The organism is Pseudomonas syringae, assembly GCF_023278085.1.
Taxonomy (GTDB): domain Bacteria; phylum Pseudomonadota; class Gammaproteobacteria; order Pseudomonadales; family Pseudomonadaceae; genus Aquipseudomonas; species Aquipseudomonas syringae_Q.
This window is the reverse complement of sequence record NZ_CP066265.1, coordinates 1,425,833-1,450,837: the sequence shown is the minus strand read 5'-3', so window position 1 is coordinate 1,450,837 and position 25,005 is coordinate 1,425,833. Positions and strand designations below refer to the sequence as shown.

Below are 25,005 nucleotides of genomic sequence, written 5' to 3'. Positions count from 1 at the left end.
CATGCCGAACGCCACGCCACCGCTCGACCTTTTGCTCCTGCCCTCCTGGCTGGTGCCGGTCGAGCCCGCAGGCGTGGTGCTCAAGGACCACGGCATCGGCGTTCGCGACGGTTGTATCGTGTATATCGGTCCGCGGGCCGAGGCCTTGCGGCAGAACGCCGCACAGGTCCGGGAGCTGCCCGGAATGCTGCTCAGCCCCGGCCTGATCAACGCCCACGGCCATGCGGCGATGACCCTGTTTCGCGGCCTGGCCGACGACCTGCCACTGATGACCTGGCTGCAAGACCATATCTGGCCCGCCGAGAGCAAATGGGTCGATGAAGATTTCGTGCGGGACGGCACCGATCTGGCCATTGCCGAACAGCTCAAGGGCGGTATCACCTGTTTCTCGGACATGTATTTCTACCCCAAAGTGGCTGCCGAACGGGTTCACGCCAGCGGCATGCGCGCGCAAATCACCGTGCCGGTGCTGGACTTCCCGATTCCGGGGGCCCGCACCACCGACGAAGCCCTGCACAACGGCATAGAGCTGTTCAACGACCTCGCCCATCACCCGCGTATCAAGATTGCCTTTGGCCCGCATGCGCCTTATACCGTCGGTGACGAAAATCTGGAAAAGGTCCGGGTCATTGCCGACGAACTCGACGCCATGATCCAGATGCACGTGCACGAGACCGCGTTCGAAGTCGAGCAGGCAGTCGAGCAGCGCCAGGAGCGCCCTCTCGCCCGCCTGCACCGCCTGGGCATGCTCGGTCCGCGTTTCCAGGCCGTACACATGACGCAGATCAGCGACGACGATCTGGAACTGTTGGTGGAAAGCAACTCCAGCGTGATCCATTGCCCCGAGTCCAACCTCAAGCTGGCCAGTGGTTTCTGTCCGGTGGAGCGACTATGGCAGGCCGGTGTGAACGTTGCAGTGGGCACCGACGGCGCAGCCAGCAACAACGATCTGGATCTGCTTGGCGAAACCCGCACTGCGGCCCTGCTCGCCAAGGCCGTCGCCGGTTCGGCCACTGCGCTGGATGCCCACCGGGCCTTGCGCATGGCCACCCTGAACGGCGCGCGTGCGCTGGGCCTGCAGGACGAAACCGGCTCGCTGGAACTCGGCAAGGCTGCGGACATGGTCGCTTTCGACCTGTCGAGGCTGGCCCAGCAACCGGTCTATGATCCGGTATCCCAGCTTATCTATGCCACCGGCCGCGATTGCGTGAGCCACGTCTGGGTAGCGGGAAAACAGCTGCTCGACGGCGGCCGCCTGACCCGAATGGACGAGCAGGCGCTGTGCGAGACGGCCATTGCCTGGGGCAGGCGCATTGCCGGCAAGTCCGAATAACACAGCCGGATCGAACACATGACGGTCAGGCTTATCTATAGCCTGACTGGTGAAAACGAATTTTGAGTTCAAGAGGGATACCCATGAGCAACGTCGACCGCGCAGAAATCGCCAAATTCGAGGCCCTGGCCCACCGCTGGTGGGACCGTGAAAGCGAATTCAAGCCGCTGCATGACATCAACCCGCTGCGCGTCAACTGGATCGACGAGCGCGTCAATCTGGCGGGCAAAAAGGTTCTGGACGTCGGCTGCGGCGGCGGCATTCTCAGCGAAGCAATGGCGCTGCGCGGCGCGACCGTGACCGGTATCGACATGGGCGAGGCCCCACTGGCCGTCGCGCAACTGCACCAGCTGGAGTCAGGCGTCAGCGTCGAGTACCGGCAGATCACCGCCGAGGACATGGCCGAAGAAATGCCCGAGCAGTTCGATGTGGTGACGTGCCTGGAAATGCTTGAGCACGTGCCTGACCCGTCCTCGGTGATCCGCGCCTGCTACCGCATGGTCAAGCCGGGCGGTCAGGTGTTCTTCTCGACCATCAACCGCAACCCCAAGGCTTATCTGTTTGCCGTGATCGGCGCGGAATACATTCTGGGTCTGCTGCCCCGTGGCACCCATGACTTCAAGAAATTCATCCGTCCGTCGGAACTGGGCGCCTGGAGCCGCGATGCGGGCCTTGAGGTCAAAGACATCATCGGCCTGACCTACAACCCGCTGACCAAGCATTACAAACTGGCTTCCGACGTTAGCGTCAACTACATGATCCAGACTCTGCGGGAGGCATAAGCCATGCGCTTGAGAGCTGTCTTATTCGACATGGACGGCACGTTGCTCGATACCGCGCCGGACTTCATCGCCATTGCGCAGGCGATGCTGGCTGACCGCGGCCTTCCGGCAGTACCGGACAAACTGATTCGCGACGAGGTATCGGGGGGCGCCAAGGCCATGGTCGCCGCGACCTTTGCGATGTCTCCCGATGCGCCAGCGTTCGAGGCGTTGCGCCTGGAGTTTCTGGAGCGCTACCAGCGCGATTGCGCCGTTCACAGCACGCTGTTCGACGGCATGCCCGAGCTGCTGGCCGACATCGAAAAGGCCGGGCTGATCTGGGGCGTCGTGACCAACAAGCCGGTGCGTTTCGCCCAGCCGATCATGGAGCGGCTAAACCTGTCCGAGCGTTCGGCCGTGTTGATCTGCCCGGATCACGTCACGCACAGCAAACCGCACCCTGAACCGATGATTCTGGCCTGCAAGATGCTCGACCTGGACCCGGCCAGCGTCCTGTTCGTGGGCGATGACCTGCGCGACATCGAATCCGGGCGAGATGCAGGCACCCGAACCGCTGCGGTGCGCTACGGCTACATCCACCCCGAGGACAACCCGGATCACTGGGGTGCCGACGTCGTCGTCGATCATCCGCTGGAACTGCGCAAGGTGCTGGACAACGCGCTGTGCAGTTGCTGAACAGCACACCAACACGTGAGGCCTTACATGTTTGACTATTCCGCCCGCCCCGGACTCCTGCAAGACCGGATCATTCTGGTGACCGGAGCCGGTCGTGGCATCGGTGCCGCCGCTGCCCGGCACTACGCAGCCCTTGGTGCAACCGTCTTGCTGCTGGGCAAGACTGAAGCCAATCTTGCCCAGGTCGGCGAGCAGATCAAAGCCGCCGGCCAGCCACAGCCAATGGTCATTACGTTCGATCTGGAAAGCGCCGGGCCGACCCGGTATCGCGATCTGGCGATGATGATCGAAAACGAATTCGGCCGCCTCGACGGCCTGCTGCACAACGCGTCAATCATTGGCCCGCGCACCCCGCTGGAGCAATACCCCGGCGACGACTTCATGCAGGTCATGCATATCAACGTCAATGCCACGTTCATGCTGACCCAGGCACTGCTGCCCTTGCTCAAACGCTCGGCCGATGCCTCGATAGCCTTCACTTCCAGCAGTGTCGGCCGCAAGGGACGCGCGCAATGGGGCGCCTATGGCGTATCGAAGTTCGCCACTGAAGGCCTGATGCAGACCCTGGCGGACGAACTGCACGGCGTCACCACGGTTCGTGCCAACAGCATCAACCCCGGCGCGACCCGCACTGACATGCGCGCATTGGCCTACCCGGACGAGAACCCGCTGAACAATCCGACACCCGACGAGATCATGCCGGTTTACCTGTACCTGATGGGGCCGGACAGCAAAGGCATCAACGGGCAGGCGCTGAACGCTCAGTAGCCTGAATGCAACACGCATGGCAGCCGTGCTCGATCGCAGATCGAACCGGGTCAGAAAACTGGCGCTGTCAGACAGTCAGAGTTTGCCAAGCCATTGATTTTTAATATCCCCGCATAACTGAACCGAACGGCCGGAGTGTCGCTCTAACCCAGCCAAGCACAGCGATATGTGCTGAGGAGCGATGAGATGAGTTGTCCTGACCAGACCCATGCGATCGATTTCGATACGGCTGAATTGCAGCGACTCGGCTTTCGAAATCGGCCCAATGCCGTACTGCCACCCCCGTCACTCCCCGAGCTGGTCCACCAGCTTGGGCGTCAATTGCAGACCAGCCTGGAAGCAGAGCGCATACTCACGCTGTTCTTTCAGGGCGTGCAGCGGCTTTTGCCCCTGAGCGGCCTGGTCTATCGTCACGTTGAAAGCGACTTGCACCTGCGCTTGGGCGAAAACTCGTCCCACAGGGCCAATTTCCGCCTGCGTCACGAAGGCGAGTGCATTGGCGAAGTGGAATTTCAAAGCGCACAGCCTTTTGAAAGCCGCCAGTTGAGTGATCTGGAATCACTGCTGGTCTGCCTGCTGTACCCGCTGCTCAACGCGCTTTTGTACCGCATTGCCACTCAGAGCGCACTTCGCGATCCGCTGACCAATGCGGGCAATCGTATTGCGATGGATCAGAGCCTGGCCCGGGAAATCGAAATATCGCGCCGTCACAAGCAGCCGTTGTCGTTACTGATGCTGGATATCGATCATTTCAAGCGCGTGAACGACGATTACGGTCATTACACGGGCGATGATGTATTGAAAACGGTCGCGCACAGCCTGAAAGCGCAGCTACGCAATATCGACCGGGTATTCCGCTATGGCGGGGAAGAGTTTGTGGTCATTCTGTCGAACACCAGCGCCGCCGCGGCGCAGATGGTGGGCGAACGCCTGCGCCGGGCTGTTCGCAGCCTTGAGTTTCGCGAGCTCGATCCGGCCCTGAACATGACGGTCAGCCTTGGCTGCTCGACACTGCTGCCGACGGAAGCCGCCGACAGCCTGTTACGGCGTGCCGACAATGCGCTGTACGTCGCCAAGCGTCAGGGTCGCAATCGTCTCGCCATGGCCAGCTAGCAACACCCCTCTGTCTTGCCTGCCCTTATACTTCCAGCGCGGCAACACGCCCGCGTGGGGACCTGGCCTTTTCCAGCTGCATGCAGCGCTCCAGAAACAGATACATGTAGTCATAGCTCTTGGTGGTCGCCTGACGCAGTTCGGCCTGCAACTGTGTACTTGGCTTGTTGCCCACCAGTGTGCAGATGATTTCCAGCGCTTCCCAAGGGTGCGCATCATCGTATTGGGCATGCATCTTGAGCCATTTCATGGCTTTCTTGCGGGTCTCCTCGGGAAACGCCTCCGCGTAGACGCCCGTTGAACACACCACCGCCGACCACTCGCCAGTTGCGCCTTCAATCGCGTAGTTGGTGGCTGCCATGGCAACCGCCAGCGAATCCGAAGAGCTGGTCTGCCAGCACCAGTGGCTCAGGGCGTGCAGTTCGGGAGCCACCCGCTGATCGTGCAGATCTTCAAGGGTTACACCATGGGCTGCGCACCAGTTTACCCAGTAGTCGGCATGATTGAGTTCGACGCGAATATTACGCATCAGCCAACGCCGCGCCATGTCTTCACCGGGGTGACGACCAAAGCGGGTCTTGGTGAGATTCTTGGCCATGTACACCGCAAACTGCTCGACCACTGGCCATCCACCAATCAGATACTGGCGCATGATCGCAGGACTGAGCGTTGCGTCACGCATCTGCTGATACAGCTCGTGCTCGACCACGCGCGCCTTGGCAGCGCTGCAATCCTTGATCAGTTGCTGCGCCCAGGCCGGATAACTACTGGCTTCCATGAGCGGACCGGTTCTCTCGAAAGTGTCGATCACTGTGTAGCTCCTTATAAAAGGTTGCGACTGATTTAACGTAGCGTTCCTGGCGCGCCGAATATCAAGGGGTCAGGGCGTACGGGCTCAATGTACAGACTTTCACACGTAAACAGCTCGGGGCGTCCGATCAGATAGCCTTGTGCAAAATCCACGCCCATTTCCTGCAATGCAGATTCGATCTGCGGCGTTTCAACAAATTCGGCAATCGTGAGCTTGCCCATGACGTGGCCGATGTTATTGATGACTTCAACCATGGCCCGATTGATCGGGTTGTCGAGCATATCCTTTACGAAACTGCCATCAATTTTCAAAAAGTCCACTGGAAGATGCTTCAGGTACGCAAAAGAAGACATGCCGGAGCAGAAATCATCCAAAGAAAACAGACAGCCCAGTGCTTTCAACTCGTTGATGAAGCGGATGGCACTTCCCAGGTCGGCAATGGCACTGGTCTCAGTGATTTCAAAGCAGATCATGTCAGGCGCAACGCCATATGTAACGAATTGCAGTTTCAGGTATTCGAGAAAGGTATCGTCGCCGATACTTGAACCGGACAGGTTGATGGCGCACAGCGCCTGCGGTGTCCGGTGCCGGTCATCACTCATGCATTCGGCGATGATCTTGAACACATTGCGCACCACCCAGCGATCCAGCGTGCTCATCAGGCCGTAACGCTCCGCCGCCGGAATAAAACTGTCCGGAGCGACCATTCTCCCCGACTCGTCACGCAGTCGCAGGAGGATTTCGATATGCCGGACTCCGTCGCCGGATTCCTTGATCGATGCAATTTCCTGCGCGTAAAGACAGAAGCGATTTTCATCGATCGCCACGCGTAAACGCTGTATCCAGGCCATCTCGCCAAAGCGCACCGACAGCGTCAGATCGTCGACACTGTAGATCTGGACACGGTTGCGGCCCTTCTCCTTGGCCATGTAGCAGGCCATGTCGGCAGCCGACAACGAGGCTTCCAGCGTGGCGGAATCTTCATCCAGGTGGACCAGACCGATACTGACAGTAGTCGTGAATGGCCGACCTTTCCACATAAACTGCAGACTTTGCACAATCTGGCGCAGAACTTCGGCGATTTCGTGAGCAGTGGCCGGAGGGCAATCGACCAGCAGCACGCCAAACTCATCACCGCCCAGACGTGCCAACGTATCACCCTCACGCAACCCTTGCGGGAGCGCCTTGCACAGCTTGCGCAGCAGTTCGTCGCCTGCCGCATGACCACCGGTATCGTTGACCAGCTTGAACTGATCGAGGTCGAGAAACATCAGGCAATGGCTGCCTGTGCCGATATCATCGAGGACGCGTTGCAGCCGGTTTTCGAACTCACTGCGGCTGACCAGGCCGGTCAGCGGGTCATGTGCAGCCTGCCAGGAAAGGTCAGCAATGTACTGATGCTCCTGCGTCATGTCATGCAACACCAGTACTGCGCCACTGACCAGGCCATCCGCGTAGATCGGCGTTCCGACCAGCGCGACCGAAACTGTGCTGCCATCGAGTCGCTGGATCAGCTTGCTGTTGGCACTGCCCCCCTTGAGTTTGCCGGACAGTATCTGGTCGATCAGCGTCGCACTGTCCCGCTGATCGTTCTCGTCCAGCAAGTTGAACAATGCAGCCAGCGGCAACCCGCACGCCTGGGCGCTTTGCCAATTGGTAAGCCCCTCTGCCGCCGGATTCATGTACACGATGACACCGGTCATATCGGTGCTGATTACACCGTCGCCAATTGACTCAAGCGTGATCTGTGCCCGTTCCTTTTCCAGCACCAGAGCGTCGGCAAACAATCTTCGCTGGGCAATGAGTCGACGCACCCGCAGCAACGCCAGCAGAATCAGCAGCACGGCGGTGATCAGATTGACCGCCACCAGCAATTTCAGAATAAATCGCGAGCCCTCGCCCAGCGCATCACTGAAGGCGCGGGCGGCAGGCGTCACACTTTCGTTGATGTCGTTGATCTCCGCGCGCCAGTTGGCGATCTCGGCAGGGCTGACATTGCCTTGACTGACACGGGCGTGAATCTGCCGGGCCAGGTCATCGAGCTGCAGGAGGTAGCCATCGCCCACTGCCCAGAAGTAGATAGCCCGTTTCATGAAGCTGAACTCGTGAAAATTCAGGTACATCCAGATAATGCCATTCACGTCATCCGGGTGATTGCCACCCTGAAGGATCCCCTCCCGCGCATCGGCCAGTGATGGCGTTGGCCGGTCCAGTGCCTCACGCAGGGCGTGGCCACCCTGCGGTACGGCAAATGCGCGCTGATACTTCAGATAATCACGCTCATCGTGCCAGTTGGCGTACAGGCTGAGGTAATGAATGGCGTCTTTCTGGCCCTTGGACCAAAGACTTTCTCCCACGACGTAACTGCGCACGGCTGACATCGTGTAAAGGCTGACACATCCCAGTAACGCCTGAAACAGGGCGACTGCAATGAAAGGCCATACGATGCCCAATAGACGGGGCTTGGAGAAGGTCCATGTTTGCTTCATGGGTTTCAAGTCAACATGCCTGGATAAACGTCTAGCCCAGAGACTAGGCTAAATTCGGCAATGATGGCAGTTGATTCTCCCGGAATTGAGGGCGAGCGCACGACTCTAAAGGCTTCAAGCATCAGATTTGTTGCAAATGCCCATACAGTTTTGCGTACAGACCTCCATCGGCAATCAGCTGTTGATGGTCACCGTCTTCGACGATCCGCCCGCCGTCGAAGACCAGCACGCGGTCAGCCTGCTTAACGGCGGACAGACGATGGGCAATGATCAGCGTCGTGCGGCTGCGCAAAAACCTCGCCAGCGCCTGATGCAGGTTGTATTCGGTCGCTGCGTCCAGCGCCGAGGTCGCCTCATCGAGAATCACCACCTTCGGATCGGCCAACACCATGCGTGCGATCGCCAGGCGCTGGCGCTGACCGCCCGAGAGGCGCACACCGGAACGCCCCAACACGCTGTCCAGGCCCTTGGGCATTTCGCGAATGGTTGATTCCAGTTGCGCGACGTCGAGCGCTCGCCAACATGCCTCGTCAGTGCAGTCACGGCCCATGGTCAGGTTGGCACGCACGGTATCGTTGAATAACGCCGGATGCTGCAGCACCACCGCAACGTTCTCCCGCACGGTTTCAAGGCCGATATCCTGCTGACTGACCCCGCCAAAGCGAATGACCCCGGTGCGGGCGGTGTACAGCCCCAGCAGCAATTGCACCAGCGTGCTTTTGCCGCCACCGCTGGCGCCGACGATCGCGACCTTTTCGCCCGGTGCGATGTTCAGGTGCAGCTGGTCAAGCACCAGGTCTTCGCCGTAGCCGAAGCTCAGACCGCGCACTTCAATACCCACCGTCGCCTGCCCTTCGAACGGGTCAGTACCGCCCGCATACTCCGGCTCATCGGCCCGGGCCAGCAGCTCGTTGATACGCGTCAGCGCCCCTCCCGCCGCGTAATAGGCGTACTGCAGGTTCAGCAACTGCTCAACCGGGGTCATCATGAACCACAGGTAACTGAACACCGCCAGCATCTGGCCGATGGACAGGTCCGAGAACAGCACGGTAAGCATCGCCGCCGCGCGAAAGATATCGATGCCGAACTGAAACAGCAGCCCGCTGGCGCGTCCGGACGCATCGCTTTTCCACTGTGAATTGATTGCGTAATCGCGTACTTCCTGAGCACGCAACCCCAGGCGACCGAGGAAAAAGCCCTGACGGTTGCCTGCCCGCACTTCCTGAATGGCATCCAGTGTTTCACTCAGTGCCTGGGTGAAACGCGAGGTGCTGTCGTTCTCCAGCTTTTTGAGGTGCTTGACCCGCTTGCCCAGCTTCACGGTGAGCAGAATCACCAGCGGGTTGAACAGCATGATCAGCAGCGCCAGCTTCCAGTGCATCCACATCAGAATGCCAGCCGTACCCGCCAGAGTGAGTGTGGCGACCAGCAGGCGGCTGAGGGTTTCGCCGACAAACTTGTCCAGCGTGTCGAGATCAGTGACCAGGTGCGTCGTCACCGTCCCGCTGCCCAGGCTTTCATATTCACGCAAGGAGATACGTTTGAGCCGTTCGATCAGGCGCAGGCGGATACGATAGACAATGTCCTTGGCCAGGCCCGCGAACAAACGGGCCTGCAACACATTGAACACCAGCGCCCCGGCGCGCAGCAGCAAGGTCAGCAGCAGCATCAGGCCGATGTAACCCACGGCTTTTTGCAGGCTGTCGGGCAGCAGATGATCCATGACTTTCAACGCCGCGTCGCCGCGTCCCAGCAGAACCTCGTCGACCAGCAACGGCAGCAGCAACGGGATAGGAACGCTACACAGCGTGGCCAGAACCGCCACACCATTGGCAAGCCACAGGGATTTTCTGTGGCGCAGTGCGAGGCGACGGATTTCGGCCCAGCTCAGTGAATCGATGCGACTGGCCGACGACGCCTCAGGCACATGCTCACTCACTGGCAGCACGCTCGAGCCAGCGCCCCAGCAGCGGTGAAAGGTCGCCGAGCGGTTGATAGCCGTTGGTCAGCAGTGCCAGTTGACCATTGCGCTCGGCAAGCAGGGTCGGAAACCCGGCGATGCCCAGGTCCTGCGCCCAGGTAAAATCAGCCGCCGTTGCCGACTGCTGCTCACGACTTTCGAACGCATCGGCAAACGCCTGGCGTGACAGACCGGTCTGCTCGGCCAGTTCAGCCAGCACCGAGGGAAGCGTCACGTCACGCCCTTCTGTGTAGAACGCCTGCTGGATCAGCCCGACCAGCGCCCAGGCCCGATCCGGGTTGAGAGAGCGTGCGGCGGTCACCGCCAGACAGGCCGGGGTCGTGTCGTAGATGAACCCTTCAGGCAAGGCGCCTTCGTGTTGAAAAGCCTGGCCGGTCGCTGCCTCGACAGCCCGCCAGTGCTCAAGAATGTAACGGCGCTTGGCCGGCTCCAGCGCCACAGTGCCGGAGCGCAACCCGCCCATCACCAGATGCAGCGGCACACCCGCCGCCCGAGCCTGCTGCACCAGCGCATCGGCAACCGGAGCGAAGCCCCAGCACCACGAGCACATAGGGTCCATCACATAGATCAGGCGGGCGGACATGGCTCAGGCCTCGGATGGCAGACGGTAGTTTCGACCGATTGGATGAGGCTGGTTACGCGCCTTGGCCAGTTCGATCTGCTTTTGGCGATCGATCGCGCTGCGGCGGGTCTTCTCGCTCAGCGAGTCCCAGCAGTACGGGCAACTGATGCCTGGCGAATAATGCTCGCTGGCGCGGTCTTCGGCGCTGATCGGTGTGCGGCACGCGTGACACTGATCGTAGTCGCCTTCGGTCAGGTCATGGCGCACGGTAACCCGATTGTCGAACACGAAACACTCGCCGCGCCACTGGCTTTCCTGCTCAGGCACCTCTTCGAGGTACTTGAGAATCCCGCCCTTGAGGTGATAGACCTCTTCGAAGCCCTCGCCCAGCATGTAGCTCGATGCTTTCTCGCAGCGAATGCCACCGGTGCAGAACATGGCGACTTTCTTGTGCACGGCTGGGTCGAAATGCGCCTTGATGTAGTCCGGAAACTCACGGAACGACGTGGTCTTGGGGTCGATAGCGCCTTCGAAGGTGCCGATGGATACCTCGTAATCGTTACGGGTATCGATCAGCAGCACTTCAGGGTCGGTGATCAGGTCATTCCAGTCTTTCGGCTCGACGTAGGTGCCCACGTTCTTGTTGGGGTCGACGCCTTCGACGCCCAGGGTCACGATCTCTTTCTTGAGCTTGACCTTGGTGCGGTAGAACGGCTGCTCGTCGCAGTACGACTCCTTGTGATCGATGTCAACCATGCGCGGGTCGTTCTTCAGCCAGGCCATCAGGCCATCGATGCCCTCGCGGCTGCCGGACACCGTACCGTTGATGCCTTCTTCGGCGATCAACAGCGTGCCTTTGATGCCATTGTCGACCATCGCCTGCAACAGCGGCTCGCGCAGGGCAACGTAATCACTGAGGGTGACGAACTTGTATAGCGCCGCTACGACGATCGGCTGAGTCATCGGCTCTTGAGTCATGTATCTCTCCAGTGGCGACCCTCGCAAAGGGCCTACCGGGCAAAATTCCGGACAAAAAAAACGCACCGGCCAGGCGGCGCGGTGCGGATTCTAGCAAAAACCGAAGGGATGCAGGCAGGTCAGTGCAGCGAATGCCCCGGCAAAGGGGCAGGACCACGCCATGCCCCGTCAGTGACCACCGGCACAGGTGGGTGAAGCTGGCGCTGCGCCAGTCTTCGCCCATTCTTCCGGCGTGTAAGTGTGCAGTGCCAGAGCATGAAATTCGCCCATCAGACCGCCCAGCGTGGCATAGACCTTCTGGTGTCGCTTGACCGAATTGAGGCCCTGAAACTGGTCACTGACCAGAATCGCCTTGTAGTGCGTCTGCTCGCCACGACTGTGCATGTGGCTCTCGTCGAGCACTTGCAGATGGTGCGGTTGCAGCAGCGCGAGCGCCGACTCGATTCGTTTTTGCATGGTCATGGTATAACTCGCCGATCAGGGCTTCTTGGCCGGAGCAGCAGCAGGTGCGGCAGCTTTGGCAGGTTCCAGCTCGGCAGTCATGTCGGCCAGCAACTTGTTGACCACCGGCACGGCGCTTTCCAGCTTGCTCTGGGTCAGCTGGGCAGATTGCTGAGCCAGCTCAGGCATCTTGGTCATCACTTTCTTGCCCAGTGGAGACTGGTAGAACGCAACCAGATCCTTCAGCTCGCTTTCGGTGAAGTTGGCGGTGTACAGCTTGACCATTTCAGGCTTGAGCTTGTTCCAGCCGATGGCTTGATCCAGAGCCGTGTTGGCTTTGGCCTGATAGGTTTCAAGCAACGCTTTTTTCGATGCAGGTGCCTTGGTTTCAGCAAAACGCTGAGCAAACATCTGCTGAACCTGTGCATAGACCGGAGCGCCCAGGCGATCGGCGTTGGCGAGCTTCAGGAACGTTTCGGCGCTCGCGTTGTGACTGGCGGTGTCGGCAAAGACCTGACCGCTGGCACAGACCAGGGCTACCGCGGTACAGATGGCACGAAGACGGGTCATCGAGTTTCCTTATCTAGCAAACGAGGCTTTACCCCAGGGCCGACCATTCTGCGCTTATCTGGGCTTTTGGCTCAACCCCCGGTTCGCCGAGCGGTTAAAAAGCACGGCTCGGGAACCCTGCCTGCATATAGCGACCTAACCCTGCAACGTACTTAAAGGAGTAAGACCAGTGAGCCGCACCGAAACCGACAGCATCGGCCCGATCGAAGTCCCCGAAGACGCTTACTGGGGCGCGCAGACCCAGCGCTCACTGATCAACTTTGCGATTGGCGACCAGCGTATGCCGCTGCCAGTCCTGCACGCGCTGACCCTGATCAAGAAGGCCGCCGCCCGGGTCAATAACCGCAACGGCGACCTGCCTGCCGACATCGCCCGCCTGATCGAACAGGCCGCCGACGAAGTGCTCGACGGCCAGCACGACGCGCAGTTCCCGCTGGTCGTCTGGCAGACCGGCAGCGGCACGCAGAGCAATATGAACGTCAACGAAGTGATTGCCGGTCGCGCCAACGAACTGGCCGGTCAGGGCCGTGGCGGCAAGTCGCCGGTCCACCCGAACGATCACGTCAATCGCTCGCAAAGCTCCAACGACTGCTTCCCGACTGCCATGCACATTGCCACGGCCCAGGCCGTCAAGAGCAGCCTGCTGCCTGCGATTGCCGAGCTGTCCAGCGGACTGGCCGAGCAAGCCGCCCGGCACATGAAACTGGTCAAGACCGGGCGCACGCACATGATGGACGCGACCCCGATCACCTTTGGTCAGGAGCTTTCCGGGTTCGTTGCCCAACTGGATTATGCAGAAAAGGCCATCCGTGCCGCCCTGCCCGCCGTTTATGAACTGGCACAAGGCGGCACTGCGGTCGGCACCGGGCTCAATTCACCAAAAGGCTTTGCCGAGGCCATCGCGGCAGAACTGGCCGCGCTGTCCGGGCTGCCCTTCATCACGGCACCCAATAAATTTGCCGCGCTGGCCGGACATGAACCGCTTGCTGCGCTCTCGGGCGCACTGAAAACCCTGGCCGGGACGCTGATGAAAATCGCCAACGACCTACGCCTGCTGGGCTCCGGTCCGCGTGCCGGTCTGGCAGAAGTGCGCTTGCCAGCCAACGAACCGGGCAGCTCGATCATGCCCGGCAAGGTCAACCCAACCCAGTGCGAAGCGCTGTCGATGCTCGCCTGCCAGGTCATGGGCAACGACGTGACCATCGGTTTCGCGGCCAGTCAGGGTCATTTGCAGTTGAACGTGTACAAGCCGGTGATCATTCACAACATCCTGCAATCGATCCGCCTGCTCGCCGACGGTTGCAGTAATTTCAACGAGCACTGCATTGCCGGCATGGAGCCGGACGCCGAGAAAATGGCCGAGCACCTTGAACGTGGCCTGATGCTGGTGACGGCACTCAATCCCCACATCGGTTATGACAAGTCCGCGCAGATTGCCAAAAAGGCCTACACCGAAGGCCTGACCCTGCGCGAAGCCTCGCTGGCGCTGGGCTACCTGACTGACGAAGAGTTCGACGCCTGGGTCCGTCCGGAAAAAATGCTTGAGGCTGGCAGCAATGGCTGACGCCAAAAGCGGCGCAACGCCACTGGAAGGCAATGGCAAACGAATCCTGATGGTTTACGGCACGCCGAAAGCCATCAGTTTTTGTCACGCCCTGGGTGACGCCTACGCGCAGGCTGCGCGGGGCGAAGGCCATGTGGTGCGGATTATCAGACTGGGTGAACTGGAGTTCGATCCGATTCTGCACCACGGCTACGACCAGACGCAGACGCTGGAAGCCGATCTGCTCGACGCTCAGCGCCAGATTCACTGGGCCGAGCATCTGGTGTTCGTCTACCCGGTCTGGTGGGGTGGGCTGCCCGCCCTGCTGACAGGCTTCTTCGACCGGGTGCTGATGCCCGGTTTTGCGTTCAAGTCCCACGGCCGCAAACACTCATCCAATGAACTGCTCAGGGGTCGTAGCGCTGAATTACTGGTCGCCATGGACACGCCGGCAGGCTACTTTCACTGGATTTACGGGGCGCCTGCGCACCGCCAGATGATCCGTACCATTCTCGGCTTCTGCGGGATCAAGACCAAACGCCTGACCGAGTTCGCCCCGGTGCACAGCGCTACCGAGCAACAGCGGCAGGAATGGATACTCAAAGCACAGGCACTGGGTAAACGCTGATCTGTATGCCACGACGGCAGAACGTCGTCAGGCCTGGGCCAGCCGCGCCTTGCGCGCCCGCAGCCCGGCCATCAGTGAAGGGCCGAGCGCGGTCAGTGCCGATCCCGCCACCACCAGCAGCGCCCCGCCATACCCCAGTAGATTCAACTCTTCGGCCTGCACATAATCCGGCCAGAACCAGGCAGCGCACGCCACCGCCGCCAGCGTGATCAGCGGGGTCAACGCGAGCGTGGCACTTACTCTTGACGCTTCCCAATGCGCCAACGCTTCGGCAAACGCTCCATACGCGATCAGTGTATTCAGGCAGCAGGCGAGCAGCAGCCAGCCCTGCAACGGGCTCAGCAACAGGGCTTCGGCGGGATGCGCCCAGGGCGTAAGCAGCAAGGCGCAGAACAGGTAGATCACCATCATGACCTGCAGCGAATTCCATACTGTCAGCAGCTGTTTCTGGCTCAATCCGTAAAACGTCCAGATGGTCGACGCCAGCAGCACGACCAGCACGCCGGTGGTGTAATCACCCAGCGAGGTGAACAGCTCGATCAGCCGTTGATTGAAAAACAGCCCGAAGCCGATCAACAGCACCAGCAAACCGACACCCTGCCCCACGCTGAAGCGCTCCTTGAACAGAACAACACTGCCAATCAACAGAAAAATCGGGCCGACCTGCACCAGCAATTGCGTGGTCCCAGGGCTCAGCAGGCGTAGACCGATCAAGTACAACACGTAGTTGCCAACCAGCCCGAACACCGCCAGCACCACCAGTATCTTGCCCTTGCGACCCAGCACCTTGAAGCTGGGCAAGCGCTTGACCGACGCCAGCCAGACAAACAGCAACGCGCCGGAGACAAACAGCCTGAACCAAGTGACGGTCACCGGATCCATCACTTGCAAAACCTGTTTGAGCTTGATGGGCAGAATGCCCCAGAGCAGCGCAGTCAGTAGCGACAGGCACAAGCCATAGACCCAGCGACCAGAAGAGATATGCATCGGAAATCCCGCAAGAGGTAAAACAACAGCGTCATTCTAGGCGCTGCCCGGCAAAGCGACAGGCACAGCTGGGCGCGGTTACGACGACAAATTGTTTTAGTGGTGTTCAAGTGCCGTGATTGCGCTGATACGTCTCGCTGCCCATCGCTTGAATCTGGCCCTCGATCAAGGCGTCGAACGGTTTCAGCAGCGCTTCGAAAGAGCTCGGCGCTTCCAGCGCCTGCAGGGCATGAACAATGGCCTCAAGCGTCGACAGTGCATCCGGCCCCGGTGCTTTGCGCAACCGGTAGCGCGATGCGGGTACTGCGCTCAGGCTGACCCGTGGCAATGCCGCCAGCAAAGGGTTGAGGTGCAGCATTTTGCGCACTTTGCGCCAGGTGCCATCCGGCACGACCAGCAGCATCGGTAGCGCATCACAGGCATAAGCCATCAATGTTTCGGCAGCTTCGCCGGGGAACAACAACCGCGCCTGATAGCCGGGCGCGTTCAACACCGCATGCAGATCATCGAAGACCTCGCCTACACGCAACTGCGCATTGACCAGCCCCAAGGCGGCCAGCCGCGCCGTATTCAAGGCATGGCTGACTTCGCTCGGATGCTGGAGGATCAACACCCTGGTACGGCTGTCCAGCTGCGGGATCAGCGTACACAGACAATGCGCGGTTGGACGCAGGCAACGTTCACAGCGGGCGCGGGACATTGATTCTCTCTCGGGCGGATCCTGCTGCAAAGGTCGCCAGCGAAGGCCCCTGTCAGCAGCGGGAACGGCGGTTCAGGTCGTGCAGCCACCGCCTGTCGAACAAGGGGGCAGTTTAACCAACTTCATACGCTCGCGCCGGGGCAATCGGCAGCTGTTCCATGTACTTGAGCTAATCTCACACGCTCAAGCTGGTGACATGGAGTACGCCTGCCCGATCCTGACACGATCAACATCAGGAGTACTCATGGATCGCGTGGCAGTCCGACAGAGCGTGTTTGACGAACTGGGCATTATCCTGGTGGACAAATCCGAAATTCGCGAAGGAGCCACGTTTGAGGACCTGGTTCTGGATGAGCACGACATCGAGAGACTGTTCAGCGCGCTGGGGAAGAAATTCAAGGTCGAATTTCCGGATTTCATGAAGGCAAAGCCCACGGCACTCGCGATGGTGGTCGACATGATTATGTTCAGGCGGGGGGAAACTGTGGGGGACAGCAAGGAAAGCGGATCGGAGGCGTAACCGAGGCATCGGCATCGAATGCATGCATCTTATGCCGGGACGCCCTTTACGTCCCGCTGCGATACCTGAATAAAGTAAGCATACGCTCTCAGCGCACTGGCCGGATGAAGCGAGAAGCTTAGCGGCGTGGACGGCGACGATTGTCGTCGGCACGAACCGGAATGGGTTGCAGCTTTGGTCGTTCGATCAGACCCAGTGCAACACCCAGATCATGCAGCCATTCTTGCAGTTTGGTATTCATGGAGCCCCCTTGAGGGAAAAACCCGGCAGTCAATCTGTACTCATTACTCACTAAAGATCATAGAAGCACATGAACCGTTAGCCGAGTGTCACAGGAAAAAATTTTCCCGATGCAGCCAATGTGACATTTGTGCAGGATCGCTTCTAGTCTTTGCGACGGACGGCCTGTTACTGAACATTACACAAGTGTGGAAGGGTTTCATTCAGGCTGACGAATCAGCCCCTCCCCATCGGTCATCGCTCTTTCGAGCAAGTCGGCAGGCAGGCTCTTGCTGGCACGCGCGCCCAGCAACTTGAGCTGCTCACTGCGACTGATCAGATTGCCGCGCCCTTCGGTCAGCTTGTTGCGCGCCGCCGAATAAGCCTTGTCGAGTTGCTGCAAGCGATTGCCCACTTCGTCCAGATCCTGAATGAACAATACGAACTTGTCATACAGCCAGCCTGCCCGCTCAGCGATCTCCCGGGCATTCTGACTCTGCCGCTCTTGCTTCCAGAGACTGTCGATAACCCGCAAGGTAGCCAGCAGCGTCGTCGGGCTGACAATCACGATGTTACGGTCAAAGGCCTCCTGAAACAGATTCGGCTCAGCCTGCAACGCGGCAGAAAACGCCGCTTCGATGGGCACGAACAACAAAACGAAATCCAGGCTGTGCAAACCCTCCAGCCGCTTGTAATCCTTGCCTGACAGACCTTTGACGTGATTGCGCAGGGACAGCACGTGCTGTTTCAGCGCAGCCTGGCCGATCACGTCATCATCAGCTGACACATACTGCTGATAGGCCGTCAGGCTGACCTTGGCATCTACTACGACCTGCTTGTCGCCCGGCAACATGATCAATACATCAGGCTGAAAGCGCTCGCCGTCCGGCCCCTTGAGGTTGACCTGAGTCTGATACTCGCGCCCCTTTTCCAGCCCGGCATGCTCAAGCACACGTTCCAGAATCAGCTCTCCCCAGTTGCCCTGGGTTTTCTGCCCCTTGAGTGCACGGGTCAGGTTGGTAGCCTCGTCGCTCAGGCGCAGGTTCAACTGCTGCAGACGCTCCAGCTCCTTGGCCAGCGAAAACCGCTCGCGGGCTTCGTTCTGATAGCTTTCTTCGACGCGCTTTTCAAACGACTGGATGCGCTCCTTGAGTGGCGTGAGCAACTGACCCAGTTGCTGCTGGCTGGTCTCGGCAAAGCGCTGTTCACGCTCGTCGAAAATCTTGCCTGCCAGTTCCGCAAACTGCGCACGCAATTCGTCCCGGGAACCCTGCAGATCGTTGAGGCGTTGCTGATGACTGTCCTGTTGCTCCCGCAGTTCGGCGTTCAGCGCTGCACACTGCGCATCGAGACGACGCAGCTCGGCTTCTCTGCCGGCACGCTCGGTACTCCAGCCTTGTGCCATTTCGCGGGCATTGTCGCTCTCCTCACGCAGCAATTCGACCTCGCGGCGCAATGCGGCAAGGTCAGCCTGCTTGGCGGAGTTGGCCTGGCCCAGATCGCTGACTTCGTCACGGCAGGCATCCAGTTGGGCATTGAGGCCTTCCTGGGCCATCTGCGCCATGCTCAGACGTTCGTCCAGCAAGGCGCTCTCGGCCTGACGCAAGGCCAGCCGACGCTGCATCTGCCAGAGCAGTGCCAGCAATGGCAATGCTGCTGCGGCAAGCCCCAGTAACAGGCTGTTGAGGTCCAGTGCCATTAAAGACTCCATGCAGGCTGAATCGTCGTCAGCGGCAGTGTGGTGAGAACATGGATAGTGCAGCAGAAACGGCCTTTCAGGCGAGGCGATATCACAGGCGGGGGTAAATCGGGGGATCGGATTCTACGCGTTTTCACTGGCACGCACAGCCCCCTTTTCCGGGACATTTCATTCGGGACAATCCACAGAAGCTGTGGATAACTCAGTGGACAACCCCCCTTTAACCTCCGCAAACGTAGACGGGATGGGGCCTGCACTCAAACTGACGATTTTTTCACCAGCTAAAAAAAACGATGTTTTTCATTGACTTAATAATTCACCATCATAAATCAAACCCTTAGCGACGCTTGTGACAGTGATGTGGCAGCTTGTGCAGCTAATGTGCACAATTCACCGCCAAGGCTTTTTTCAAGCATTTCACCGGTCTGAAAAAACACCCTCGGCTGCCTCGCTTTCTTAATGAATACGCGGCCCGCAGCGCTGTTTTTGCGCCAGGAATTTCCTTTTTGACCCGCGCCTTTCATACTTCACAGCGATCTTCGCACACCCGTCAGGCGACAAATTACGCGTGTCGCAGTCCAAGGCCTGCTTGAACGCATCCATTGCCCGTCACTATCGATTCAGTAAAGGGACCCATGAAGGAGATATCGAAGTTCTTCTTGCTACTGATGGCCGTCTGCATCATCGCACTGGCAACCAGCATCGTTCTGCCGCCACCGGACGGCGGAGTCTTTGCCTATACCGTACTGCTGTCTGCAATCGCGCTGATGCTGATCATCTGCGGTGGCCTGAGCAAAGGGCGCATCAACGAACCGGGCGACATCATGCGCGCCATCAAGCACCGGCGCCCCCTGCGACTCACCGTCGCCGCCTACCTGCTCGGCTGCTCGATGGTCGCATCGGCTACCGTGCTCATCTATCGACTGGCCGGGCACTGGTAAATTTATTCCAGCAGCCTCTTGCAATGATCGAACAACGCGCATAGTATTGCCGCCGTTAGTACCAAGCTGAAAAATCAATTCCGGTCGACAAGTCCCCCGACAGACCCTCCTCCATGCGACGAGAATGTTGGCAACAAGGGATCGACCACCTCGATGGTTTCCAGGCATGAACCTTTCACACTGATGCACCACCTTGGGTGACAGTGTAGTTATGGCGCTCATGGCCTGCTTCAACCAGCCTGCAATTGATCAGGATCTTCACCCGGAGCGTCGAACCTTTGCTCCTGTTGTGTTGCCTGCCCTCCTAAGTACCTACCGGTCAGCCAGAGCGCCATACGATAAAAGTGCGCTTAAACTGCCTGTCTTTCTTCCAGTCAGGTTCTCCGCCCAGCCAGGCTTTTGTCTCAAATGTCGGCCCGCGTTTACTGGAATCTTTATTTACGCACGGTATTGTTCCGTGTTGTTTCAGGAAACACCTTAATCATGAATACTCAAACTCAACACGCCATTCACACGCTTACTAATGCTTTTGCCCCAATGAACTGCCTGATCATGGCCGCTCGCAAAGGCTGCTTCAGCTTTACCATCGTCAATGAACACGGCATCGCTCGTCACAGCGAACGCCTGTACCCCGATCAGTATGCAAGCGCAGAGCCGCTGCAGGCCGTGATCGAGCGTACCCGTCAGGCACTCGTTGCCTGACAGCGATGATGTCTTGACCGCAAGCCCCCCGAAAACCCCGCCCCGCAAGGCGGGGTTTTTTATTGTTCGTCACTTTATGATCGGGCTGTATAGACCGCGACGACAACACAACTCCGGCAAAAGTTAAATTCCTGCAGAGTTATCAGGATTGTCCTACAAGAATAGCTCTAAATCGGGCTCCTCAGCCTATAGCGCGCCGTCGAAAATGTTGGTAATTTTCCAGCGGTGAACAACAAGGAGTTCTAATAATGAAAATAATGACAAAAACACTGAACCGGACAACGCTTGGGCTCGCTCTGGGTCTGGCATCCTCTCAACTTTTCGCTGCCGGCTTCGCCCTCAACGAACAAAGTATCAGCGGCATGGGCACCGGCTTCGCAGGTCGCTCCTCGTCAGCCGATGATGCCAGCACTGTGTTTGGCAACCCCGCCGGCATGTCCCGCCTCAAGCGCGAAGAAATCAGCGTAGGCGCGGCTGCAGTCATCGCCAAGACCGATATCAAGAACGGTCGCGGCACCTTCGGTGGCAGCAACGACGGAGACATGGTTCCCGTGGTCGGCGTGCCAATGGGCTACTACGTAAAACCTATCGATGATCACTGGGCATTTGGTCTGGGCGTGTACGTACCGTTCGGCCTGGTCACTGATTACGAAAAAGGCTTTGCGGGCCGCTACTGGGGTGACAAGAGTCACGTCCAGGTCGTGACCTTCCAGCCGACCGTCAGCTACGCCTTCAATGACAAGGTTTCCATCGGTTTCGGCCCAACCATCAACCGCATCAATGGTGAGCTGACCTCGGCCACCCTGAACGCCCGAAGCCCTGGCCGCAATGACGGCAAGGTGCAAATCGAAGGCGATGACACCGCAATCGGCTTCAACGCGGGCATTCTGGTTCAGGCCACCGACACCACTCGTCTGGGCCTGACTTACCATTCCAAAGTCGATTACAAGCTTGAGGGCAAGACCAAGATTCAGGGATCCGGCTTCGGCGGTTTTTCCGGTCAGAAATATGACGCCTCGCTGGACATCTCGACGCCTGAGTCGGTGGACTTCTCCGTCACTCAGAAGATCGATGAAAACTGGACCGTATACGCAGGCAGCACCTGGACTCGCTGGAGCCGTCTACAGGACATCACCGTCAATAACGACGGCGTCCCTGCGCTGCTCGGCGGTTCGAATGGCCCTATCGGCACCATCACCGAAGAACAGAACTGGCACGACACCTGGGCACACGCCATTGGTGCTTCGTACAAGGTCAACAAGGAGTGGACACTGCGTACCGGCTTCTCCGTCGATCAGTCGCCGACCAACAATGAAAACCGCTCTCCGCGCATCCCGACTGGCGATCGCAAGATCATCAGCTTCGGCGCTGGCTGGAGCCCGACTGATGACCTGACCATCGACGTGGCGTACTCGTACCTGCGTGAAGACGAAACCAAGATCCGCGACAGCAGCGCGACCAAGGGTTCGTACAGCGCTGACTATCGCAACACCGCCCACGGCCTCGGCACTTCGGTTACCTATCGTTTCTGATAGGCAACTGCCAGGCTGACAAAAGCCCGCAACCTTCACAGGTTGTGGGCTTTTTATTACGCCTCGCGCCCTAAGAATGGGCGCAGACCACGACGATTCTCGTTACCACGCGCTGCGTTATACACAAGCCTGAACAGCCCGAAAAATGGGGCTGACACCCCGATAATTCTCGTTATCACGCTCCGAGTGGTAATGCATTTCGTGACGCTCCGCGGTCACACAGCCCTGCGATGGCTCGACTTGAGCCCTCAAGGCTTCGACGCAATCGCCTTTTCGATAGCCGCAATCAATTCAGGATCATCCGGCTTGGTCATGCTGGAAAAGTTGGCGATGACATTGCCTTGGCGATCCACGACGTACTTATAGAAGTTCCAGCGCGGCGCGCTGCTTTGCTCGGCCAGCACTTTGAACAGGTGGGTCGCGTCGTCACCGCGTACGGCCTGTGGCTCGGTCATGGTGAAGGTCACGCCGTAATTGACGTAGCAGACCTTGGCGGTCTCCTCACCGTCCTTGGCCTCTTGCTTGAAGTCGTTGGAGGGCACGCCCAGCACTTCAAGCCCCTGCCCCTTGTAACGCTGACTCAGCTCTTCAAGACCTTTGAACTGCGGGGCGAAGCCACAGAAGCTGGCGGTATTGACCACCACCAGCGGCTTGCCGGCGAAGCGTTTGCACAGGTCGATGTTTTCCTTGGCGCGCAGCTTGGGCAGCTCGCCTTGCAGCAACGGCGGGCAATCGGCGGCCATTGCGGCGCCGCTCATGGCCAGCAGCAGAAGAGGGATCGAAACAAAGCGAGTTTTCATCATGGCGTCCCTGAAGAGTGTTGTCGTCTGCCGACACGCTACCCCAAGCAACGCCGTCTGCCTAGCAAGCGCCCAACCCCAGTTGCAGCGCCGCTAACCCGACGTGTTGCCAGGCCCACCAGACCAGCCCCAGCAACACCAAGCCCACCAGCAAGGCAGACAGCACTGCCAGGCGCGCGCTCACGCCAGACCGCCCTGCGCCTGCAACCTGGCCACCGGGCGCTCGCGCACCGGCCAGTTGAGCGCCGCCGCCAGCAGACTGAGCAACACCGAGACTTGCCAGATGAGGTCGTAGCTGCCGGTGCGGTCGTACACCAGGCCGCCCAGCCAGCCACCGAGAAATGCCCCCAGCTGATGAAACAGAAAAACGATACCGCCCAGCATCGACAGGTTGCGAACGCCAAACAGCGTCGCCACCGTACCGTTGGTCAGCGGCACGGTAGACAACCACAGCAAGCCCATTGCCACGCCGAACAGGTAAGCGGTGGTCTGACTGAGCGGGACCGAGATAAACAGCACAATCACTACCGCGCGCAGCAGATAGAGCGCTGTCAGCAATCTCGGCTTGGACATGCGCCCGCCCAGCCAGCCGGCGGTATAGGTGCCGAAAATATTGAACAGCCCGATCAGCGCCAATACCGTGGTGCCAACCTTGGCAGGCAAGTGCTGATCCACCAGATAAGCCGGCAAATGCACGCCAATGAACACCACTTGAAAGCCGCAGACAAAGAAACCCAGCGCCAGCAGCCAGAACCCTGAATGTGAGCAGGCTTCACGCAGTGCCTGGCCCAGGGTCAACTCGACACCGGTAGAGGCGCTCGGCGTGTCCTTGAGCATGCCCACCAGCGGCAGGATCAACGCGACCAGCACGCCCAGCACCAGCAATGCACCGGACCAGCCCAGCCAACTGATCAGCCCCAGCGTGCCGGGCAGCATGGCAAACTGGCCGAACGAGCCCGCTGCACTGGCGATCCCCATGCCCATGCTGCGCTTCTCGGCAGGCAGCGCACGCCCCACGACACCGAGAATGACCGAGAACGAAGTACCGGACAGGCCAATGCCGATCAATAACCCTGCGCTCAGCGAAAGACTGAGGGGCGAGTCGGCCATGCTCATGCACAACAGCCCCACGGCATACAGGATGCCGCCGACAAACACGACTTTTGCCGCGCCAAAGCGGTCTGCCAGTGCGCCGGCAAACGGCTGCGCCAGACCCCACATCAGGTTTTGCAGGGCGATGGCAAACGCGAAGACCTCGCGCCCCCAGCCGAAATCCGCGCTCATGGGCGACAGAAACAGCCCGAAACCGTGCCGTGTGCCCAGCGATAACGCCAGAATCAATGCACTGCCCAGCAGAATCCAGCCATTGGTACGCCAGATCGATGTCATTGTCAGCTCCCTGCAAAAGTGCGTGCGGATGTGTCCGCGAGTCGCGACGCTACGCCTTGCCGGACAAGACTGTCAATCAAGCATGGAATGCCCTGAGACCAGCGCTTAAAACAGCGCGAGGGCAAGCAGTACCACAAGCTCCAGCAGTTCCAGCAACGCGCCTGCCGTATCACCGGTCGTACCGCCCAGACGGCGCATCATCAATTGCCGCAAGCAAAAGAAGCTGACTGCGCAGGCCAGCAACGCAATCACACCCGGCCAGCCCGCCAGCAGCACGCAGACCGCCGCACTGATCAGCAATACCTTGCGACCCGGCCCACGTGGCAGATGATCGGCAAGCGCCTGCCCCAACCCGCCAGAACGCACGTAGGGCGTGCCGAGAAACAAGGCGAGCATCGCGCTGCGCCCGATCAGCGGCGCCAGCAGCAAACCCATGCTGCTGTGGCTGTCGATCAGTGCCAGAAGCGCGGCAAACTTGAGCAGCAGCACCAACACCAGCGTGACCACGGCAATGGGCCCGCTACGTGGGTCTTTCATGATACTGAGGGTGCGTTCGCGATCACCGAAACCACCCAGCCAGGCGTCGGCACTGTCGGCCAGGCCATCCAGATGCAAACCACCGCTGAGCAGCACCCAGACACTGAGCAACAGCGCTGCATGCAGCATCGGCGGCGCGCCGCTGAGCAGTGCGTTGCAGCCCAGCAACAGCGTGCCGAACACCACGCCCACCAGCGGATAGAACAACAGCGAACGGCCCAACTCTTCGGGACGTGGCATGCCCGGCAGGCGGATCGGCAGGCTACTGAGAAATTGCAGGGCGATCCAGAACGGCAACATGCAGG

The 25,005-nt window shown here is 59.5% G+C and carries 26 protein-coding genes; 11 read left to right on the top strand and 15 right to left on the bottom strand.

Annotated elements, in window-relative coordinates; all coding sequences use genetic code 11:
• Window position 1 precedes the first annotated feature (1 nt).
• From I9H07_RS06580 to I9H07_RS06560, 5 genes are all read left to right on the top strand, one after another.
• Window positions 2-1,333, top strand: a complete 1,332-nt coding sequence (locus I9H07_RS06580) for a TRZ/ATZ family hydrolase (protein ID WP_236423370.1) — start codon at window positions 2-4, stop codon at window positions 1,331-1,333.
• A gap of 83 nt (window positions 1,334-1,416) precedes the next feature.
• The gene (ubiG, locus tag I9H07_RS06575) at window positions 1,417-2,115 is read left to right on the top strand and encodes a bifunctional 2-polyprenyl-6-hydroxyphenol methylase/3-demethylubiquinol 3-O-methyltransferase UbiG (protein WP_024675842.1); all 699 of its coding nucleotides are present in this window, start codon (window positions 1,417-1,419) and stop codon (window positions 2,113-2,115) included.
• A gap of 3 nt (window positions 2,116-2,118) precedes the next feature.
• Window positions 2,119-2,790, top strand: a complete 672-nt coding sequence (gene mupP / locus I9H07_RS06570; RefSeq protein ID WP_058823968.1) for an N-acetylmuramic acid 6-phosphate phosphatase MupP — start codon at window positions 2,119-2,121, stop codon at window positions 2,788-2,790.
• A gap of 27 nt (window positions 2,791-2,817) precedes the next feature.
• The gene (locus tag I9H07_RS06565; protein ID WP_058823969.1) at window positions 2,818-3,558 is read left to right on the top strand and encodes a YciK family oxidoreductase; all 741 of its coding nucleotides are present in this window, start codon (window positions 2,818-2,820) and stop codon (window positions 3,556-3,558) included.
• 186 nt (window positions 3,559-3,744) lie between these two features.
• A complete protein-coding gene (locus tag I9H07_RS06560; RefSeq protein WP_058823970.1) occupies window positions 3,745-4,671 on the top strand; it encodes a GGDEF domain-containing protein in 927 nt (308 codons plus the stop codon).
• A 25-nt stretch (window positions 4,672-4,696) separates the two neighbouring features.
• Here the strand turns inward: I9H07_RS06560 and I9H07_RS06555 are convergent, their stop codons facing one another.
• The 7 genes from I9H07_RS06555 to I9H07_RS06525 form a co-directional block, all read right to left on the bottom strand.
• A complete protein-coding gene (locus tag I9H07_RS06555; RefSeq protein ID WP_268946382.1) occupies window positions 4,697-5,449 on the bottom strand; it encodes a TenA family transcriptional regulator in 753 nt (250 codons plus the stop codon).
• Window positions 5,450-5,514: 65 nt separating this feature from the next.
• Window positions 5,515-7,971, bottom strand: coding sequence for an EAL domain-containing protein (locus tag I9H07_RS06550; RefSeq protein ID WP_236423371.1), 2,457 nt, complete (start codon window positions 7,969-7,971; stop codon window positions 5,515-5,517).
• 121 nt (window positions 7,972-8,092) lie between these two features.
• On the bottom strand, window positions 8,093-9,898 hold the full coding sequence (locus tag I9H07_RS06545; protein WP_419149713.1) for an ABC transporter ATP-binding protein: 1,806 nt from the start codon (window positions 9,896-9,898) through the stop codon (window positions 8,093-8,095).
• 4 nt (window positions 9,899-9,902) lie between these two features.
• The gene (locus I9H07_RS06540) at window positions 9,903-10,535 is read right to left on the bottom strand and encodes a DsbA family protein (RefSeq protein WP_024675835.1); all 633 of its coding nucleotides are present in this window, start codon (window positions 10,533-10,535) and stop codon (window positions 9,903-9,905) included.
• 3 nt (window positions 10,536-10,538) lie between these two features.
• Entirely contained in the window at window positions 10,539-11,477 is a 939-nt protein-coding gene (locus I9H07_RS06535; protein ID WP_236423401.1) for a rhodanese-related sulfurtransferase, read from the bottom strand.
• A 183-nt stretch (window positions 11,478-11,660) separates the two neighbouring features.
• Window positions 11,661-11,954, bottom strand: coding sequence for a BolA family protein (locus tag I9H07_RS06530; RefSeq protein ID WP_007251460.1), 294 nt, complete (start codon window positions 11,952-11,954; stop codon window positions 11,661-11,663).
• 15 nt (window positions 11,955-11,969) lie between these two features.
• Window positions 11,970-12,503: a DUF2059 domain-containing protein gene (locus tag I9H07_RS06525; RefSeq protein ID WP_007251461.1), complete on the bottom strand. Its 534-nt coding sequence runs from the start codon at window positions 12,501-12,503 to the stop codon at window positions 11,970-11,972.
• A gap of 169 nt (window positions 12,504-12,672) precedes the next feature.
• Between I9H07_RS06525 and I9H07_RS06520 the strand changes: the two genes are divergently transcribed.
• Entirely contained in the window at window positions 12,673-14,067 is a 1,395-nt protein-coding gene (locus I9H07_RS06520) for a class II fumarate hydratase (RefSeq protein ID WP_236423373.1), read from the top strand.
• Complete coding sequence (locus I9H07_RS06515) at window positions 14,060-14,674, top strand: NAD(P)H-dependent oxidoreductase (RefSeq protein ID WP_058391632.1); 615 nt, start codon at window positions 14,060-14,062, stop codon at window positions 14,672-14,674. Before I9H07_RS06520 ends, I9H07_RS06515 begins: the two co-directional genes overlap by 8 nt.
• A 27-nt stretch (window positions 14,675-14,701) precedes the next feature.
• Here the strand turns inward: I9H07_RS06515 and I9H07_RS06510 are convergent, their stop codons facing one another.
• Entirely contained in the window at window positions 14,702-15,661 is a 960-nt protein-coding gene (locus tag I9H07_RS06510) for a DMT family transporter (protein WP_024675831.1), read from the bottom strand.
• A gap of 106 nt (window positions 15,662-15,767) precedes the next feature.
• Window positions 15,768-16,361 (bottom strand): tRNA-uridine aminocarboxypropyltransferase, encoded by a 594-nt coding sequence (locus tag I9H07_RS06505; protein WP_058823973.1) that lies wholly within the window; start codon window positions 16,359-16,361, stop codon window positions 15,768-15,770.
• A gap of 244 nt (window positions 16,362-16,605) precedes the next feature.
• Between I9H07_RS06505 and I9H07_RS06500 the strand changes: the two genes are divergently transcribed.
• Entirely contained in the window at window positions 16,606-16,881 is a 276-nt protein-coding gene (locus I9H07_RS06500; RefSeq protein ID WP_024675829.1) for a hypothetical protein, read from the top strand.
• 118 nt (window positions 16,882-16,999) lie between these two features.
• Here I9H07_RS06500 and I9H07_RS24880 read toward each other — a convergent pair whose 3' ends face one another.
• Both I9H07_RS24880 and rmuC read right to left on the bottom strand, forming a co-directional pair.
• A complete protein-coding gene (locus I9H07_RS24880) occupies window positions 17,000-17,122 on the bottom strand; it encodes a PA1414 family protein (protein ID WP_151201569.1) in 123 nt (40 codons plus the stop codon).
• A gap of 198 nt (window positions 17,123-17,320) precedes the next feature.
• Entirely contained in the window at window positions 17,321-18,685 is a 1,365-nt protein-coding gene (gene rmuC / locus I9H07_RS06495; RefSeq protein ID WP_162839733.1) for a DNA recombination protein RmuC, read from the bottom strand.
• Window positions 18,686-19,434: 749 nt separating this feature from the next.
• Between rmuC and I9H07_RS06490 the strand changes: the two genes are divergently transcribed.
• From I9H07_RS06490 to I9H07_RS06480, 3 genes are all read left to right on the top strand, one after another.
• Window positions 19,435-19,740 carry a hypothetical protein gene (locus I9H07_RS06490; protein WP_024675827.1) on the top strand — a complete coding sequence of 102 codons (306 nt, stop codon included), beginning with the start codon at window positions 19,435-19,437 and terminating at the stop codon, window positions 19,738-19,740.
• A 483-nt stretch (window positions 19,741-20,223) separates the two neighbouring features.
• Window positions 20,224-20,442, top strand: coding sequence for a hypothetical protein (locus tag I9H07_RS06485; RefSeq protein WP_024675826.1), 219 nt, complete (start codon window positions 20,224-20,226; stop codon window positions 20,440-20,442).
• 248 nt (window positions 20,443-20,690) lie between these two features.
• Window positions 20,691-21,974, top strand: coding sequence for an OmpP1/FadL family transporter (locus I9H07_RS06480; RefSeq protein ID WP_419204260.1), 1,284 nt, complete (start codon window positions 20,691-20,693; stop codon window positions 21,972-21,974).
• Window positions 21,975-22,222: 248 nt separating this feature from the next.
• Here the strand turns inward: I9H07_RS06480 and I9H07_RS06475 are convergent, their stop codons facing one another.
• From I9H07_RS06475 to I9H07_RS06465, 4 genes are all read right to left on the bottom strand, one after another.
• On the bottom strand, window positions 22,223-22,774 hold the full coding sequence (locus tag I9H07_RS06475; RefSeq protein ID WP_024675824.1) for a glutathione peroxidase: 552 nt from the start codon (window positions 22,772-22,774) through the stop codon (window positions 22,223-22,225).
• 61 nt (window positions 22,775-22,835) lie between these two features.
• The gene (locus I9H07_RS24875; protein ID WP_268946390.1) at window positions 22,836-22,958 is read right to left on the bottom strand and encodes a hypothetical protein; all 123 of its coding nucleotides are present in this window, start codon (window positions 22,956-22,958) and stop codon (window positions 22,836-22,838) included.
• Window positions 22,955-24,163: an MFS transporter gene (locus tag I9H07_RS06470; protein ID WP_236423374.1), complete on the bottom strand. Its 1,209-nt coding sequence runs from the start codon at window positions 24,161-24,163 to the stop codon at window positions 22,955-22,957. The genes I9H07_RS24875 and I9H07_RS06470 overlap by 4 nt, the downstream gene beginning before the upstream one ends.
• 105 nt (window positions 24,164-24,268) lie before the next feature.
• Complete coding sequence (locus I9H07_RS06465; RefSeq protein ID WP_236423376.1) at window positions 24,269-25,000, bottom strand: adenosylcobinamide-GDP ribazoletransferase; 732 nt, start codon at window positions 24,998-25,000, stop codon at window positions 24,269-24,271.
• Between the last annotated feature and the right edge of the window lie 5 nt (window positions 25,001-25,005).

What these genes read in the sequence shown, in the direction of transcription:
- I9H07_RS06580 (WP_236423370.1), top strand. Translation starts at nt 2, where the DNA reads ATGCCGAACGCCACGCCACCGCTCGACCTTTTGCTCCTGCCCTCCTGG.
- ubiG (WP_024675842.1), top strand. Translation starts at nt 1,417, where the DNA reads ATGAGCAACGTCGACCGCGCAGAAATCGCCAAATTCGAGGCCCTGGCC.
- mupP (WP_058823968.1), top strand. Translation starts at nt 2,119, where the DNA reads ATGCGCTTGAGAGCTGTCTTATTCGACATGGACGGCACGTTGCTCGAT.
- I9H07_RS06565 (WP_058823969.1), top strand. Translation starts at nt 2,818, where the DNA reads ATGTTTGACTATTCCGCCCGCCCCGGACTCCTGCAAGACCGGATCATT.
- I9H07_RS06560 (WP_058823970.1), top strand. Translation starts at nt 3,745, where the DNA reads ATGAGTTGTCCTGACCAGACCCATGCGATCGATTTCGATACGGCTGAA.
- I9H07_RS06555 (WP_268946382.1), bottom strand. Translation starts at nt 5,449, where the DNA reads ATGGAAGCCAGTAGTTATCCGGCCTGGGCGCAGCAACTGATCAAGGAT.
- I9H07_RS06550 (WP_236423371.1), bottom strand. Translation starts at nt 7,971, where the DNA reads ATGAAGCAAACATGGACCTTCTCCAAGCCCCGTCTATTGGGCATCGTA.
- I9H07_RS06540 (WP_024675835.1), bottom strand. Translation starts at nt 10,535, where the DNA reads ATGTCCGCCCGCCTGATCTATGTGATGGACCCTATGTGCTCGTGGTGC.
- I9H07_RS06535 (WP_236423401.1), bottom strand. Translation starts at nt 11,477, where the DNA reads ATGACTCAGCCGATCGTCGTAGCGGCGCTATACAAGTTCGTCACCCTC.
- I9H07_RS06530 (WP_007251460.1), bottom strand. Translation starts at nt 11,954, where the DNA reads ATGACCATGCAAAAACGAATCGAGTCGGCGCTCGCGCTGCTGCAACCG.
- I9H07_RS06525 (WP_007251461.1), bottom strand. Translation starts at nt 12,503, where the DNA reads ATGACCCGTCTTCGTGCCATCTGTACCGCGGTAGCCCTGGTCTGTGCC.
- I9H07_RS06515 (WP_058391632.1), top strand. Translation starts at nt 14,060, where the DNA reads ATGGCTGACGCCAAAAGCGGCGCAACGCCACTGGAAGGCAATGGCAAA.
- I9H07_RS06510 (WP_024675831.1), bottom strand. Translation starts at nt 15,661, where the DNA reads ATGCATATCTCTTCTGGTCGCTGGGTCTATGGCTTGTGCCTGTCGCTA.
- I9H07_RS06505 (WP_058823973.1), bottom strand. Translation starts at nt 16,361, where the DNA reads ATGTCCCGCGCCCGCTGTGAACGTTGCCTGCGTCCAACCGCGCATTGT.
- I9H07_RS06500 (WP_024675829.1), top strand. Translation starts at nt 16,606, where the DNA reads ATGGATCGCGTGGCAGTCCGACAGAGCGTGTTTGACGAACTGGGCATT.
- I9H07_RS24880 (WP_151201569.1), bottom strand. Translation starts at nt 17,122, where the DNA reads ATGAATACCAAACTGCAAGAATGGCTGCATGATCTGGGTGTTGCACTG.
- I9H07_RS06490 (WP_024675827.1), top strand. Translation starts at nt 19,435, where the DNA reads ATGAAGGAGATATCGAAGTTCTTCTTGCTACTGATGGCCGTCTGCATC.
- I9H07_RS06485 (WP_024675826.1), top strand. Translation starts at nt 20,224, where the DNA reads ATGAATACTCAAACTCAACACGCCATTCACACGCTTACTAATGCTTTT.
- I9H07_RS06480 (WP_419204260.1), top strand. Translation starts at nt 20,691, where the DNA reads ATGAAAATAATGACAAAAACACTGAACCGGACAACGCTTGGGCTCGCT.
- I9H07_RS06475 (WP_024675824.1), bottom strand. Translation starts at nt 22,774, where the DNA reads ATGAAAACTCGCTTTGTTTCGATCCCTCTTCTGCTGCTGGCCATGAGC.
- I9H07_RS06470 (WP_236423374.1), bottom strand. Translation starts at nt 24,163, where the DNA reads ATGACATCGATCTGGCGTACCAATGGCTGGATTCTGCTGGGCAGTGCA.
- I9H07_RS06465 (WP_236423376.1), bottom strand. Translation starts at nt 25,000, where the DNA reads ATGTTGCCGTTCTGGATCGCCCTGCAATTTCTCAGTAGCCTGCCGATC.